The 13,972-nt window shown below is 59.8% G+C and carries 13 protein-coding genes; 12 read left to right on the top strand and 1 reads right to left on the bottom strand.

The window, feature by feature from the left end; genetic code table 11:
• Positions 1-233: 233 nt before the first annotated feature.
• The 8 genes from SJQ66_RS07670 to SJQ66_RS07705 all read left to right on the top strand — a co-directional run bounded on the left by SJQ66_RS07670 (position 234) and on the right by SJQ66_RS07705 (position 8,804).
• Positions 234-1,763: a sensor histidine kinase gene (locus SJQ66_RS07670; protein WP_407691478.1), complete on the top strand. Its 1,530-nt coding sequence runs from the start codon at positions 234-236 to the stop codon at positions 1,761-1,763.
• The gene (locus tag SJQ66_RS07675; RefSeq protein WP_024903233.1) at positions 1,748-3,136 is read left to right on the top strand and encodes a sigma-54-dependent transcriptional regulator; all 1,389 of its coding nucleotides are present in this window, start codon (positions 1,748-1,750) and stop codon (positions 3,134-3,136) included. The genes SJQ66_RS07670 and SJQ66_RS07675 overlap by 16 nt, the downstream gene beginning before the upstream one ends.
• A gap of 153 nt (positions 3,137-3,289) precedes the next feature.
• Positions 3,290-4,042: a hypothetical protein gene (locus SJQ66_RS07680; protein ID WP_024903232.1), complete on the top strand. Its 753-nt coding sequence runs from the start codon at positions 3,290-3,292 to the stop codon at positions 4,040-4,042.
• 51 nt (positions 4,043-4,093) lie between these two features.
• Positions 4,094-4,675 (top strand): hypothetical protein, encoded by a 582-nt coding sequence (locus tag SJQ66_RS07685; protein WP_024903231.1) that lies wholly within the window; start codon positions 4,094-4,096, stop codon positions 4,673-4,675.
• Position 4,676: 1 nt separating this feature from the next.
• A complete protein-coding gene (locus SJQ66_RS07690) occupies positions 4,677-5,795 on the top strand; it encodes a metallophosphoesterase family protein (RefSeq protein ID WP_024903230.1) in 1,119 nt (372 codons plus the stop codon).
• Between the two features lie 6 nt (positions 5,796-5,801).
• On the top strand, positions 5,802-7,058 hold the full coding sequence (locus SJQ66_RS07695) for an MFS transporter (RefSeq protein WP_320534156.1): 1,257 nt from the start codon (positions 5,802-5,804) through the stop codon (positions 7,056-7,058).
• Positions 7,055-8,305, top strand: a complete 1,251-nt coding sequence (locus SJQ66_RS07700) for an arsenic transporter (RefSeq protein WP_046153007.1) — start codon at positions 7,055-7,057, stop codon at positions 8,303-8,305. The genes SJQ66_RS07695 and SJQ66_RS07700 overlap by 4 nt, the downstream gene beginning before the upstream one ends.
• Before the next feature lie 52 nt (positions 8,306-8,357).
• On the top strand, positions 8,358-8,804 hold the full coding sequence (locus tag SJQ66_RS07705; protein WP_024903226.1) for a DMT family transporter: 447 nt from the start codon (positions 8,358-8,360) through the stop codon (positions 8,802-8,804).
• 140 nt (positions 8,805-8,944) lie between these two features.
• On the opposite strand, the gene SJQ66_RS07710 is transcribed toward SJQ66_RS07705, so the two are convergent.
• Positions 8,945-9,670 carry an IclR family transcriptional regulator gene (locus SJQ66_RS07710; protein WP_024903225.1) on the bottom strand — a complete coding sequence of 242 codons (726 nt, stop codon included), beginning with the start codon at positions 9,668-9,670 and terminating at the stop codon, positions 8,945-8,947.
• A gap of 169 nt (positions 9,671-9,839) precedes the next feature.
• On the opposite strand from SJQ66_RS07710, the gene SJQ66_RS07715 reads away from it, so the two are divergent.
• The 4 genes from SJQ66_RS07715 to SJQ66_RS07730 all read left to right on the top strand — a co-directional run bounded on the left by SJQ66_RS07715 (position 9,840) and on the right by SJQ66_RS07730 (position 13,934).
• Positions 9,840-10,538 carry an RraA family protein gene (locus SJQ66_RS07715; protein ID WP_024903224.1) on the top strand — a complete coding sequence of 233 codons (699 nt, stop codon included), beginning with the start codon at positions 9,840-9,842 and terminating at the stop codon, positions 10,536-10,538.
• A complete protein-coding gene (locus tag SJQ66_RS07720; protein ID WP_024903223.1) occupies positions 10,538-11,485 on the top strand; it encodes an NAD(P)-dependent oxidoreductase in 948 nt (315 codons plus the stop codon). The genes SJQ66_RS07715 and SJQ66_RS07720 overlap by 1 nt, the downstream gene beginning before the upstream one ends.
• 40 nt (positions 11,486-11,525) lie before the next feature.
• Positions 11,526-12,455, top strand: a complete 930-nt coding sequence (locus SJQ66_RS07725; RefSeq protein ID WP_253463768.1) for an SMP-30/gluconolactonase/LRE family protein — start codon at positions 11,526-11,528, stop codon at positions 12,453-12,455.
• A 180-nt stretch (positions 12,456-12,635) separates the two neighbouring features.
• Positions 12,636-13,934 (top strand): MFS transporter, encoded by a 1,299-nt coding sequence (locus SJQ66_RS07730; RefSeq protein ID WP_051504358.1) that lies wholly within the window; start codon positions 12,636-12,638, stop codon positions 13,932-13,934.
• Positions 13,935-13,972: the final 38 nt, after the last annotated feature.

The raw sequence follows: 13,972 nt of genomic DNA on the forward strand, positions 1-13,972 counted from the left end.
GGTCGCGATAATGAAAGATCTCTATTCGCCTCGGTTAACGGCGATAGATCGCGGGACTTGAGCCATTCCCGTCGATGCGCGTCCCGCATGGCAGGCACCCTGTCTTTCGATAGCATCGCAAAGCATCCCGCGGATCACGGTGCGATCACATTTGTTATGATGTTCCGTGGCATGCACTAAATAGACCGGTGATAGACGTGAATGTCGCGCGTCATGAACAAGCGTAAGGGCAGATGAAATTAGACCTCGGGAGGCGCGTCTTGCTGGAACGTGCGGAGCGCTTGCTGCGCATTCCGTTTTCGACACAGCTCACGGCGTTATGGATTCTTGTCGCTTTTCTGTGCGCCCTTCTCACCGCGGCGGTGTGGCTGATGCTTTTTTCCGCGCTCGGGGAACGGATCGCGACTGTGAAGCTGCAGGCGGGCGAGGCGTGCACGACGGTTGCCGCGCGCTATGACGTGTCGGCGCAGCGCCCAGGCGCAGTCGACGTTGATCTCATGCATGCGGTGCTCGATCTGGTGCTGATCCGGATGGATGGTATTGAAGGCGGTTTCTGGGCTGACGCGTCGGTCGCGGGCGTGCCGGAAGGTTTCCTCGCCTATGCCTTTCCCACTTACGAAGGCAGTGGTGTGAAGCGCGATATTCCAGAAGCGGAGACGCCACTTATTGTGCGAACGCTGAAGAACGTCGCGCGCACGGGGAAAACGCAGACCGATTCGGTCGCAAGCGGCGCGGATGCCGTGATCGCCGTGGCGTGTCCGGTGCCGCATCACCCCGGACTGTTCGCATGGACGCTTGTCCGTGCACGACCACCGTTGGGACCGTATGGGGAGCGTGCCGTTACCGTTCTGGCAAGCGTGCTGGCAATCATCGCGGTACTCGCGTTGTTGCTGGCAATGGCACTGCGGCGTTGGCGGCGTAATCTCGTGCGGCTCGAAGGCGCACTTGAGCCCGCCGGCGGGCTGGGGCAAGGCGGGCGTCTTGAGCCACTCGGCGAGCCCGATCTGGATCACATCGTCCATGCGTTCAATCGGTATGTGGAACGTGCCGAGCGACTTCAGCGTGAAAAAGAGACGTTGAGCGCGCAACTCACGCAGGCCGAGCGTTTCAGTCTACTGGGGAAGATGGCCGCGCAAATCGCACATGAAATACGCAATCCGGTGGGTGCAATGCGCCTTAAGGCAGAGAATGCACTTGCGGGCGACGACGCCCGGCGCGAAGCGGCATTGCAGACGATCGTCGGACAGATTGGTCGGATCGAAGCGCAGATGAGCAGTCTGCTCGCGCTCACGCAGCCTGTGACGATTCACGCGCGCGATGTCGATCTAGGCGGATGGTTGCACGATATCGGTCAGGTGCATGACGCATCCGCACAAAGCCGTCATGTTACATTGACAGTGGAGTCTGAGCCCGTCACGACGATGCCTGCCTTCGATCCGGCACAACTAGCGCGCGCGCTTGACAATCTGATCGTGAACGCGTTGCAACATGCACGGCAGGGCGGCCAGGTGACGGTGCGTGCGTCTGTGTTGGAATCAGAGGAAGGCAAACGGCTTCGGTTCGAAGTGATCGACGATGGTCCTGGCGTTGGCAAGATCGAGCGCGAGCGTATTTTCGAGCCGTTCGTAACGGGCAGGCCGCAAGGTTCCGGCCTTGGTCTTGCGGTGGTGCGCGAAATTGCCTTGGCGCATCGTGGTCGTGTCTGGCTTGCGGAGGATAGTGTGACGCGATTTGTGATTGAGTTGCCATGGCGACCATACTGATCATCGACGACGACGACGCGTTCCGTGAAGGCCTCGTCGAAACGATTTGCGATCTTGGTCACACGCCAGTGGAAGCGCGATCGGGTGAGGAGGCCTTGGAACAGTTGCGCGCGCGTGCGGCACCGGCCTGCATCTTTCTCGACTTTCGGCTGCCGGGTGCGGATGGCCTGGCCGTGCTCGAATCGCTCCGCGACATAGCCTCCTTGCAAAGCGTGCCGGTTGTGATGCTTACGGCTTATGCGACCAGTGACAACACCATCGGCGCAATGCGGCTTGGTGCTTTCGAGCATTTGACGAAGCCCGTCGGCCGTAACGAGATTGCGGCGCTGCTGACGCGTATTCTCGCCACGCACGCCGATATGACCGGCAACGAATCGACACAGGCGTTCGTCGATGAAACGGGCTCGAGCAAAAAGCCACAGTTGCTTGGCATCAGCGAGGCGATGCGTGACGTGCAGAAGCGTTTGGGCCGTGCGGCGGGCACGGATGTGCCTGTTCTCATCACTGGCGAAACCGGCACTGGGAAAGAGGTGGCAGCGCAGGTGCTGCATCGGGCATCGGCGCGCGCGGCGGGTCCGTTCGTGGCGGTGAATTGCGCTGCGATTCCGGGGGACTTGCTTGAAAGCGAGCTGTTCGGGCACAACAAGGGCGCTTTTACTGGCGCGCATGCGGACAGGCGCGGCCACTTCGAGGAAGCGCACGGCGGCACGCTGTTTCTCGATGAAATCGGCGATATGCCGCTTGCAATGCAAGCCAAGTTACTGCGCGTGCTCCAGGAGCGGCAGGTCACGCCGCTCGGTGCGAATCGTCCGGTGACCGTCGATGTCCGCGTCGTCGCAGCGACGCATCGTGACCTGACCGAGATGGTCGCCGCCGGTACGTTCAGAAACGATCTCCTGTACCGGCTGAATGTGATCCCGATGCATCTGCCGCCGCTGCGAGAAAGAATAGCGGATATCCTCCCACTCGCGGAGCATTTCCTGTCACGCATTGCGGCAACGCACGGAAGGCCAGTCAAGCCGCTGTCGGCAGATGCGCAGCATCTGCTCGTTACCAACGCGTGGCAAGGCAATGTACGCGAACTTGCCAATGCGATGGAGCGTGCAAGTGCGCTTGCGCCGGGTACCATGCTCACGCGCGAAGACTTTGCATTCCTCTCCAACTCGCATTCCGCCGCCTCTCTTGCCCTTCCTGCCGCGTTCACTGATCTGTCGCTGAATGATGCCATTGCGCTGCTCGAACGTACGTTGATCGAGCGCGCTCTGGCGCTTACGAACGGCAATCGCACGGAAGCCGCACGGCGGCTGGGCATCAGCCGTCAATCGCTTTATACCCGTCTGGCGAGCCTTGGCGTCTCCGATCCCGAAAACTGACGGCATGCTGCGGGTGTGTCGGGAAATCGGACGGCTGGTGTCTGATTCGTTGACACATGACGCTTTATTTCACCGACGAAACCCCCGCCAGCCGGGGCGCTAGCGAAGGCACAGCTCTTGCATGACACTCCTTGCCAACTGGAGGAGTGAATCATGCAATCCATATCGATGTATTCAAGCCAGCGCTTTGTCGGCGCGGTCCTTTTCTCCGCACTGCTCGCCGCGAGCACCAGCGGTGTAGCACAAACCACCCCCGATGGCACAGCGCTGCCCCCTCCGGCAGCGGCTGCTGGCTTGCCACCACCCGGTCCGGGCATCGCGCCACCGCCACCGGCTGCCGACGGCACGGCGGTCAATATCCAAGGAACCGTCTCCCGCTTTCTCATCAACCCGGATGGCGATGTAGATGGTTTCCTGACAAGCGATGGCGGACTGGTGCATTTCCCCCCGCACCTGAGTACCCAACTCACCTCGGCCTTACGACCGGGAGACAGCGTGCAGATCAGCGGATGGCGTAATGGCGGCGGCGAGATCACGGCGCAGCGGATCATCAACATGAGAAGCAATCAGCAATTGGTCGACCAGCCGCCGCAACCTGGTGCCTTACCGCTTCCGGGTCCGTTGCGTGGCGATAGGTTGTCCCGTCTGAGTGTGCAGGGCCGAGTGGCACGTATCACGACTGCGCCGCGCGGTGAGCCTGATGGTGTGATCCTTGTGGATGGCACCGTCATCAAACTCACGCCGCCCGTCGCGCAGCAGTTCGCGGGCATCCTGCGCTCTGGTGCGTTGGTCGCCGCTGAGGGCTACGGCTCGCGTAATCAGTATGGCACCGCGCTACAGGCCACGGCATTCGGTGCGCCCGGCAACCTGACCCAGCTCTACGATCGCATGCCACCCAGCCCGTGATCGGTGCGACGAGAAAGTCGCTTTTAACCATTTCCAACGAGGACAAGCAATATGCATTGGATTGATCCACAGAGTCTTCCAGAGACACGCGGCGTGGTGACACGCTTTCTGCTGAACTCACACGGCGAAATCGACGGCCTGGTACTTGGCACAAGACGATCGTCTCAAGTCCACTGTCCACCGCACCTGTCATCGCAGATTGCCCGAAACGTGAAGTTGGGCGATACGATCCGCGTGCGTGGCGTCAAGCCGCGTGGCGTGGACATGATCGCGGCGGTATCTCTTGTCACGGCGGGCGGCAATGTCATTCTTGACGAAGGTCCCGATCACCATGGTCAGAAGCATCAGAAGCCGCACGTCGAACACAAGCCGATGCAGGTCAGCGGCGAGGTGCTGTTGTCGTTGCACGGCCCGAAGGGGGAGTTGCGCGGCGCGTTGCTGGACGACGGCACGTCACTGCGCATGCCGCCGCATGCTGCTACCGAGCTGGTGTCGTACCTTACACCGGGCACGCATGTCCAGGCGTGGGGGCACGGTGTGGCAAATCGGCACGGTCGCACGATGGAGGTAGAGGAGATCGCCGAGCTGGTCGAGGCGGGGTCTGATGACAGCCTCGATACACAGGAGCTTTGACATGTTGAGCTGGGTGCATTTCGGCGACCTTCACGCGTCTTCCGATGACGGGTTCAAAAGCCTGAGCGTACTGCAGGAGATGGTTGGGTTGGTGAATCGCCATTTCAGTGAGCGCATCGATTTCGCCTATTTACCGGGTGATAACGCGAATAATGGTACGCCTGAACAGTTCGAACGCATCCGCGACGCGCTGCGCGAACTGAACGTACCGCTCCATGTGATTCCCGGCGATCACGATTTTGAGCCGGGGCACCTGGGTGCATTTCAGGCATTTGCAAATGCACCGTTGCCCACGTCACGCATCGTGAAGGGCCATCGGTGTCTGTTCCTGGATGTCGTATCGGCGGGAGGCGGTGGACCCGATTTCAGGCTTTCCGCGCCGGATCGCCAATGGCTCAACGAAGAGCTCGAACGCGCGACGCACGATCGCGGTTCACCGGTGGTGTTCATGCATGCCTACCCTGGCGATCTTGTCGATGGTGGGTCGCTGGCTTGCGCGTTCGCTTACGCGAACGTTGCCATCGTCGATACCGGACATACGCACTACAACGAACTCCTCAACGATGGGTATGTCATTTATGCTGCCACCCGTTCGACGGGACAGATCGAAGAGGACGATGGGTATCCGGGCTTCGCCGTCGTGGCCGTGGACGGACCCGCCGTGAGCTGGAAGTTTCACCGGCTCGACGCCGGGTTCCCGTTCGTCATGATCACGCAGCCATCAGATCGACGAATGTATCGCAAGCACTTCGGTTTGTACGCCACGGAGGCAAAAGCGCAGGTACGAGTGCTGGTTTCCAACGACGACGTGGTATCGGTCTCCGCTGACCTGGACGGCGTGCATTTCGCGCTTGCGCGAGTCGCGGACGAACCAGGTGTATGGCAGGCACCCCTTCCTGCGGTGACGTCGATGCACCGTCGCGCCCTGAGCGTAACGGCGCGCACCGCCGATGGACGAATCGGCCAGGACGCGATCGAGCTGCCTGGCGCGGATGAGGCAGATCGCAACCCCAGTCCGCCGGATTCGCTCGGTACCGACGTTCACGCGGTTGATGCCTGGCCCGAGCATGGGATTATCGGTTCGCAGCTCGGCCCCAATAAGAACGGACATGGTTGGTAATGATCGATGAGTCCTCTATTTGCGCTTGTAGCGTTGAACTTCTTCATGGCCGATGTGCAGAACGGCCTTGGCCCGTTTCTAAGCGTTTTCCTGCAAGCGCACGGCTGGCTGCCCGGCGCGATCGGCACGGTCATGACCCTCGGTGGCATTGCCGGCATGTTGGCCACGTCACCTGCCGGTGCACTCGTTGATGCGACCCGTCACAAGCGCGGCCTGATCGTGGTTGCTGGCATAATCATCGCGCTTGCGGCACTTGCGCTGTGGACGTTTCCGCGTTACTGGATGGTCGCGGGATCGCAAATACTAACGGCGATAACGGGCGCGGTACTCGGTCCCGCAATTGCCGGCATAACCCTTGGCATGGTGCGCGATGGTGGTTTCGACCGGCAATTCGGGCACAACCAGGTCGCCAATCATGCTGGCAATGTTGCGGGCGCGGCGTTATCTGGCTGGCTTGGCTGGCGTTATGGGTTTGGCGCGGTATTCGCGCTGGTAGGGGTATTTACCGTGCTGGCCATTATTTCGACGCTGCTCATTCCACACGATGCCATCGATCACCGCCGTGCACGTGGTCTTTTGTCCGAACCCGACGCATCTGGGCCGGAGCAAGTAAAGGGTTTCTACGTGTTACTGTCGTCCAGACCCTTGTTGCTGCTCGCCGCCGCGCTCGCGATATTTCATCTCGGTAATGCGGCCATGCTTCCGCTTTATGGCTTGGCAATCGTGGCCGCACACAAGACCGATCCGAGCGCCTTTACCGCCCAGACCATTGTCATCGCGCAGTTGGTGATGGTTATCGCTGCCTGTTTCGCCAACCGCCTGGTTAGTCGTATCGGTTATTGGGGGGTGATTTTAATCGCATTCCTTGCGTTGCCGCTGCGCGGCGTGGTGGCGATGTTCATGAGCACGTGGGGGGTGTGGCCGGTGCAGGCGCTTGACGGTATCGGTGCGGGTCTGCAAAGCGTGGTCGTGCCAGCGCTCGTCGTTCGTCTGTTGAAGGGAACGGGGCGTGTGAACGTCGGCCAGGGCGTGGTCATGACCGTGCAGGGCGTTGGCGCGGCGCTGAGTCCCGCATTGGGTGGGATGCTCGCCCAACACTTCGGTTTTGCAACCGCATTTCTCGTGCTCGGTGGGATATCTACCGGATCGATCGCGCTGTGGCTGTGCTTTGGGGCAACCCTCAAGAAAGCCTGCGGCAATAATCACGAACGCGCTATCGTGCCCCAGGGCAGCGGTACCACTGATCAGTCTCTTCCTACATGAATTCAATTTTTTTATCTTGGGGTATTGCCCTGGCGGCGACAGCCGGTGTGATTTTGCGTCCTTTCAAATGGCCTGAGGCAATCTGGGCCGTGGCCGGTGCCTTGCTGCTTGTCGTGCTTGGATTGCTCCCTGTGTCTATCGCCTGGGACGCAGTTGGAAAGGGCACCGATGTCTATCTCTTTCTCATAGGCATGATGCTGCTCTCGGAGCTGGGTCGTCGTGAAGGGTTGTTCGAGTGGATCGCGGCGATTGCGGTGAACCATGCAAAAGGTTCGCCGCGTCGACTCTTTCTGCTGGTGTATCTCGTCGGTGTGGTGGTGACGACGTTTCTCTCGAACGATGCGGCGGCGGTCGTGCTGACACCCGCGGTTTTCGCCGCGGCCAAAAAAGCGGATACGAATCCGATGCCGCTTTTGTATGTATGCGCGTTCATCGCCAATGCGGCGAGCTTCGTATTACCGATATCGAACCCGGCTAATCTCGTACTCTACGCAAACCATCCTCCCGCGCTGGGCCTGTGGGTGGCGCGGTTCGCCGTACCTTCAATTCTGTCGATCGTCGCGACATTCGCGATGTTGCGCTGGACACAACGCGGCGACTTGGTGGGTACATGCGCGCGCGATCTACCAGTCGAGAAGCTTAGCGCAGCCGGAAAGGTGACGCTCGCCGGTATCTGCCTCACCGCCATCGCGCTGCTCATCGTCTCCGCTTTCGACATGCAACTGGGTCTGCCTACCGCCATACTCGGCATCCTCACGGCTGTCGTCGTGATGGTAAAGGAACGGCAGTCTCCGTTCGCGCTCGTCCGCGATATCTCGTGGAGCGTCCTCCCACTTGTCGCGGGATTGTTCGTGCTCGTGGAAATGCTCGTGCATACCGGTGTCATCGCAAGACTGTCAGCGTTGCTTACGATGGCCGTGCAGCACAATCCTTCTGGCGCGGCGGTGGTGTCCGGCGTCGCCGTCGCGTTCGGCAGCAATGCGATCAATAACCTGCCTGCCGGATTGATCGCCAGCGCGACGGCGCTGTCCGCGCATAGTCCCGAACGGGTCGTCGACGCCTTGCTGATAGGCGTGGATCTCGGACCAAACCTGTCGATTACGGGTTCGCTTGCCACGATCCTCTGGCTTTCGTCCATCCGCCGGGAAGGAATGGACGTTGGCTTTATGCAATTCCTGAAGGTCGGCGTGCTTGTGATGGTGCCCGCACTCGTGCTGGCGCTGGGTGCAAGACTTCTGATCTCGTGATTTCTCGCTTTCTAGATTGCAGACATCGAAAGAACGCTTACAGGGAAGAAAAATGAGCCAGGCTTGGATTTATCTGTTCATTATCATCGGCGGTGTTCTCCAGGCGGCCGGCGCGCCGATCAACGGGCAGCTCAAGGGCGCGCTCATCAACCCCTGGCTTGCTACCAGCGTGTCGTTCCTGCTTGTCACTTTCGTGGCGATCGCCGTATTGTGCGTGCGGCCGACACCGGTCCCGACACTTGACGATTTGCGAGGCATGAAGTGGTGGGCGCCACTGGGTGGCATCGTGGGTGCTGTTGCGGTGGTGGCCGGTTTGACGTTGGTGCAGAAGGTGGGAGTAGGAACGCTGAATGGGCTGACCATCTGCGCGAACCTTGTTGCCTCGGTCGTGATCGACCATTTTGGCCTTATCGGCGTGGCGGACCATCCCATTACCTGGCTGCGTCTGCTTGGCACGGTATTGATGGTGGCGGGCGTGTCACTGGTCATGCGTTTTTGAGCTGCTTGATCCGGCGGCGGCGTTGCCGCCGACCATCCAACGCCGTGCGCCGATGTGACTGCTCCCGAGCAGTGCGAAACAGCGTGTTTCCTCAAGATATCGTGCGCGAGCAACACGCCCATCAGGCGTCGTCATGCGTCTCATGGGAGCGCTGTTTTCTGCCCATACATCTGCTCGCAAAATCCCGTACTTGCGCCAAGTTTACGCGATAGGTCCGAAGCAGCCTTCAACTGCACGCCATCTAGATCGCCCGATGCATGCGCCGCTTCGAGACGAGACGCCGGGCCCGAGAGCGTGAGCGCACCCATGAACGCATTGCCCTCGCCAAACACCGGCGAGGCAAACGCGGCCGTATGGCGGTCGCGCGCGCCTGACGTGAAAAGCGGCAGCGCAGGTTGTGGCGTGTCGGCACGAGACTGCAAGCCCCAGTAGGTCAGCACCTGACTGATCGCGGTGCCATCGAGTGGTAACGCGGTGCCGGGCAGGCGTGTTTCCCGAAGGCCCTCCGACGGTTCTGCCCTGAACAAGCAAAGCCGTTGCTTCTTCGAGATGACGTACCAGGACGCACTTTCCTTTGTCGCCGCCGCCAGTGCATGCAGCACGGGCTGGATCACCGACGACAAGTGGAACGACTGCTCGTACAGCTTGCCGAGAAACAGTAGTCGCGAGCCGAGGGAGTAACTTCCGTTATCGGCGCGGACGGCGTAATTCATGCGCTCCAGCGAATTCATCAACCGGTAAACCGTGGTCTTGTGAATGCCGGAGGCCTGAGCCAGCGCGCTCAATGACAGTGACTCGGTGCCCGGTTTGAAACAATCCAGCAAGGCAAGCGCCTTCTCCACCGCTGCCACCCCATCGTTTCCCATTGTCGTTCCTCCCAAAAAATACGCAGACCATTGTACAGGGTAAAACACGTGTGCGCCTGGTAAAGGGGTAAACGCTAATGGAAAGTGCGTGGTGCTAAACGATATAGTTGTTTCGACAGGTACATTATAAGTGTACTAGGTAAAACAAACGATTTCTGGAGTGTGAATTATGCAGCGATCATCGAACGCTTCGGCACCCATCACGCGTGACTTTGAACGCGTTTCTGCCGAACAGGTTGCGGACGCCTCTCAATTTCAGGCGGCGATTCTGGCTGATGTCGCAGGTCGTCGCGGCACTTTGCACGGTCGTGTGCAACCTCTGTCGTCCACGATGAAAGTTGCAGGCCCGGCACTGACCGTCGAGGTAAGGCCGGGAGACAATCTGGCCATTCACGCAGCATTGGCGATTGCCAGACCCGGCGACGTCATCGTCGTAGATGGCAAGGGAGATTTATCGGCGGCGTTGATCGGTGAAATCATGGCAACGCAAGCCCAGGCCACGGGCATTGCGGGATTTGTGATCGATGGCGCCGTGCGTGATTCACATGAACTGGCGCAAGGCACTTTCCCTGTCTTCGCGGCGGGTCTGAACCCGGCGGGCCCCACGAAAAGCGTTGCCGGTCGTGTCAACGCACCGATCTCGGCGGGTGGGACGACCATTTATCCCGGCGATCTCGTGGTCGGCGATGCCGATGGCGTGGTGGTGATACCGCGTCACGATGTTGCGCCGATCTTGCTTGCGGCTCGTAAGAAAGTGGATGCCGAGACCAAGCGGATCGCGTCGATCAAGGCGGGAGACACTCGTGCGAGCTGGCTCGAGAAGGCATTGCGCAGCGTGGACATGCTGGGCGAAGGCGAGACACTGTGATGCCGAACGGACAATACAAGCCAGTCGTGCTGGTGACCGCGGCGGATCTCGCGTCGCAGGCGCTTGATTTGCTGCAGTCGTTCGATGTCGTATTTGCCGGCAAGCAGCCGAATGAGGACGATATCGTCCGCCTGTGCGAGAAACACAATCCCGTTGCCATCATCGTCCGTTACGGAAAGGTGAATGCACGGATCATGGACGCCGCGCCGGCGTTGCAAGTCATCTCGAAGCATGGGAGCGGCATCGATGTCATTGATCAGCTTGCCGCCGCGCAACGGGGGATTGCCGTACGTGCGGCAGCAGGCGCGAACGCAGCCGCGGTGGCCGAGCATGCCTGGGCGCAAATTCTGGCATGCGCGAAGGCGGTACCGTATCTCGATCAGCGGATGCGTGCTGGTCATTGGGACAAGTCGACGCACAAATCGATCGAACTCGAAGGCCGCATCCTCGGGCTCATTGGGTTAGGTGCGATTGGACGACGCGTTGCCGCGATCGGTCTGGCATTCGGGATGAAGGTCATCGCCTACGATCCCTACGCCAAGGCCGCGCCGGATAATGTCTCGCTGGTCGAACTCGACACCGTGTACCAGTGCGCGGACGTGGTATCGCTGCACTGCCCGCTGACGGATGAAAATCGCCGCATGCTGAACAAGGACACCTTCGCGCGCTTCAAGCGCGGCGCGATCCTGGTCAACACCGCGCGTGGCGGTTTGGTCGATGAGGCGGCGTTGATCGATGCGCTGGCGGATGGCACGCTCCAGTGCGCCGCGCTTGACAGCTTCGATATCGAGCCAATGGTCACGCCGCACCCACTTCGTGATATCGGTAACGTCATTCTGTCACCACATATCGGTGGGGTCAGCGATGCGGCTTACGTGAACATGGGGAAAGGTGCAGCGATGAACATTCTCGCCGTATTGGACGAACGCGCGCAGACGGCGAACTGACCTGCAACATCAACGATGCTGACAGTGAACGAGAGCTTACATGTTTTTGCTTAACGCCCCGGAAGTGCGCACCGCCGACGTGTTTTCCCGCATGCCCGATCGTTTTCGACGCGGCGATGTGCTTACCGACTGGGCTCGCGCGAATCGCGGTGGCCGGCCGGTCGATTCCTTCCTCGAAGGCCCGGTGTGGGCGCCGGACGGCACGCTCTATGTAACCGACATCCCTCACGGCCGGATTTTCCATATCGGCCTGTCGGGTGAATGGGAATGTATCGCCGAGTATGCGGGCGAACCGAATGGTATGAAATTGCTGGATGATCGTCATTTACTGATCACCGACTATCGCAATGGCCTGATGTTGCTTGATATCGTTCGCGGAGAGATACGCTCCTATCTGTCGCGTCGCAACAGTGAAGGATTCAAAGGCGTCAATGACCTTACATTCGATAGCGTCGGCAATCTCTATTTCACTGACCAAGGACAGACAGGCCTGCACGATCCGACCGGTCGTGTGTACCGACTGAGCCCTGCGGGCAAGCTCGATATGCTGCTTGGCAACTGCCCGAGCCCGAACGGTCTGGTGTTGTCTCCCGATGAAAAAGTGTTGTTTGTCGCCATGACGCGCGGTAACAGTGTCTGGCGCGTGCCGTTACAGGACGACGGGTCGGTCAGCAAGGTGGGCCAGTTCTTTACATCCCATGGTCCGAGCGGCCCGGATGGCTTGACGATCGATAGCGCCGGCCGTCTGTTTGTCGCAAACCCAGGCCTTGGCCGTGTCTGGGTGCTGAATGATCGCGCCGAGCCGGTGGTCGTCCTCAACAGCCCCGAAGGTGCATCGTTGACGAATCACTGCTTCGGCGGCACGGATATGAAGACACTATTCATGACGGAGTCGACCAGCGGCACCGTTTTGACGGCACGGATGAGCATGCCGGGCGTATTGCCGAAGCGTGGCCCACCGCAGACCTGATTTCTGCGCGTCATACCTGCGCTGACCGCGGCAGATCCGCGGTCGACACCACGATCATTGGGGCGATCGCGGCAGCCATCCCAAATAAGTCGTGCTCAATGAAGCGCGATGCAGGAGACAATCATGAGCGTTTCGCAAATCGTTGTCGCTAATGCGGCGAATGAAAGCGCACAAGGCGCGATGCTGTCGGCGGCGCAACATGATGCGCATGATCTGAGTGAACGAGCGCTGAAGAAGGCCTATCGGCGCATCTTGCCTTTTATTTTCCTGTGTTATGTCGTCAGTTATCTGGATCGCACCAACGTTGGGTTTGCCGCGTTGACGATGAATCGTGATCTCGGTCTGACGGCCGAACAATTCGGTTTTGGGGCAGGGTTGTTCTTCATCGGTTACTTTATTTTCGAGATACCGAGCAACCTGGCCTTGCAGAAATTTGGAGCGCGTCTCTGGATCTCGCGCATCATGATTACGTGGGGTGTGTTTTCCATGCTGACGGCGTTTGTCGTTGGCGCGAAAAGTTTTGCGGCGGCACGGTTTCTCCTTGGCATCGCGGAAGCGGGTTTCACGCCTGGAATCTATTTCTACTTCACGCTCTGGTTTCCTGGCGAGTGGCGCGCCAAGATCACCGCGGCATTCCTGGTAGGGATTCCGGTGGCGAACATGATTGGCTCGCCGATTTCGGGTGCTTTATTGCAGTTGGGCGGCATGTACGGACTGCGCAGTTGGCAATGGCTATTGCTTGTCGAGGGCCTGCCCGCGGTGCTGCTCGGCATCGCCTGTCTGTTCGTGTTGACGGACCGCCCGGAAAAAGCGACATGGTTGACCGACGCTGAAAAGGCGAGCGTGGCACAACGCCTCGCCACTGAACAACTATCCATTGCGGCAAGACATGGTGCGACCCTGCGAGGGGCATTGACGAATTGGCGTGTGTTTGTGCTCGCCTTTATCAACTTCTGTGGCATTGTCGGCTCGCTCGGGGTTGGTTTGTGGATGCCGCAGATCATCAAGCAGCTTGGGGTCGATCACGCGACCGTCGGATGGTTGACCGCGCTGCCTTATCTGATTGGTGCGTTCGTCATGCTGTTGTGGGCCCGGTTGGCACGACGGGCACGGAATCGCGTCCTCTATATTTCCGGTGCGCTCATCATTGCCGCATGCGCGTTGACGGCGAGTGTATTCACGAATGTACCGGCGCTCAAACTGGCCGCGTTGTGTGTCACCGTCAGTGGCATTCTCGCATTCCAGGCCACGTACTGGGCCATTCCGTCGGCGTTCCTGACCGGGCGCGCGGCCGCCGGTGGTCTGGCGTTGATCGTGTCTATCGGCAATCTGGGTGGCTTTGTCGGACCCTCGATGATCGGAACCCTGAAGCAGATCTCCAACGGTTACACCGTGCCGCTGATGGCGGTATCCGCCGTCATGCTCATCGGAGCGTTCACGATGGCGTTGCTGGGCGATCCCGGAAAGCGGAGCGCGTGATGCATTTTGACGATGCGACGCTTTCACCATTGCGCGTT

Source organism: Robbsia andropogonis (genome assembly GCF_034047095.1).
Taxonomy (GTDB): domain Bacteria; phylum Pseudomonadota; class Gammaproteobacteria; order Burkholderiales; family Burkholderiaceae; genus Robbsia; species Robbsia andropogonis.

Excerpts from the sequence above, each read along its gene's own strand:
- SJQ66_RS07705 (WP_024903226.1), top strand. The coding sequence starts at position 8,358 with ATGAGCCAGGCTTGGATTTATCTGTTCATTATCATCGGCGGTGTTCTC.
- SJQ66_RS07695 (WP_320534156.1), top strand. The coding sequence starts at position 5,802 with ATGAGTCCTCTATTTGCGCTTGTAGCGTTGAACTTCTTCATGGCCGAT.
- SJQ66_RS07700 (WP_046153007.1), top strand. The coding sequence starts at position 7,055 with ATGAATTCAATTTTTTTATCTTGGGGTATTGCCCTGGCGGCGACAGCC.
- SJQ66_RS07730 (WP_051504358.1), top strand. The coding sequence starts at position 12,636 with ATGCTGTCGGCGGCGCAACATGATGCGCATGATCTGAGTGAACGAGCG.
- SJQ66_RS07690 (WP_024903230.1), top strand. The coding sequence starts at position 4,677 with ATGTTGAGCTGGGTGCATTTCGGCGACCTTCACGCGTCTTCCGATGAC.
- SJQ66_RS07670 (WP_407691478.1), top strand. The coding sequence starts at position 234 with ATGAAATTAGACCTCGGGAGGCGCGTCTTGCTGGAACGTGCGGAGCGC.
- SJQ66_RS07715 (WP_024903224.1), top strand. The coding sequence starts at position 9,840 with ATGCAGCGATCATCGAACGCTTCGGCACCCATCACGCGTGACTTTGAA.
- SJQ66_RS07675 (WP_024903233.1), top strand. The coding sequence starts at position 1,748 with ATGGCGACCATACTGATCATCGACGACGACGACGCGTTCCGTGAAGGC.
- SJQ66_RS07720 (WP_024903223.1), top strand. The coding sequence starts at position 10,538 with ATGCCGAACGGACAATACAAGCCAGTCGTGCTGGTGACCGCGGCGGAT.
- SJQ66_RS07680 (WP_024903232.1), top strand. The coding sequence starts at position 3,290 with ATGCAATCCATATCGATGTATTCAAGCCAGCGCTTTGTCGGCGCGGTC.
- SJQ66_RS07725 (WP_253463768.1), top strand. The coding sequence starts at position 11,526 with ATGTTTTTGCTTAACGCCCCGGAAGTGCGCACCGCCGACGTGTTTTCC.
- SJQ66_RS07685 (WP_024903231.1), top strand. The coding sequence starts at position 4,094 with ATGCATTGGATTGATCCACAGAGTCTTCCAGAGACACGCGGCGTGGTG.
- SJQ66_RS07710 (WP_024903225.1), bottom strand. The coding sequence starts at position 9,670 with ATGGGAAACGATGGGGTGGCAGCGGTGGAGAAGGCGCTTGCCTTGCTG.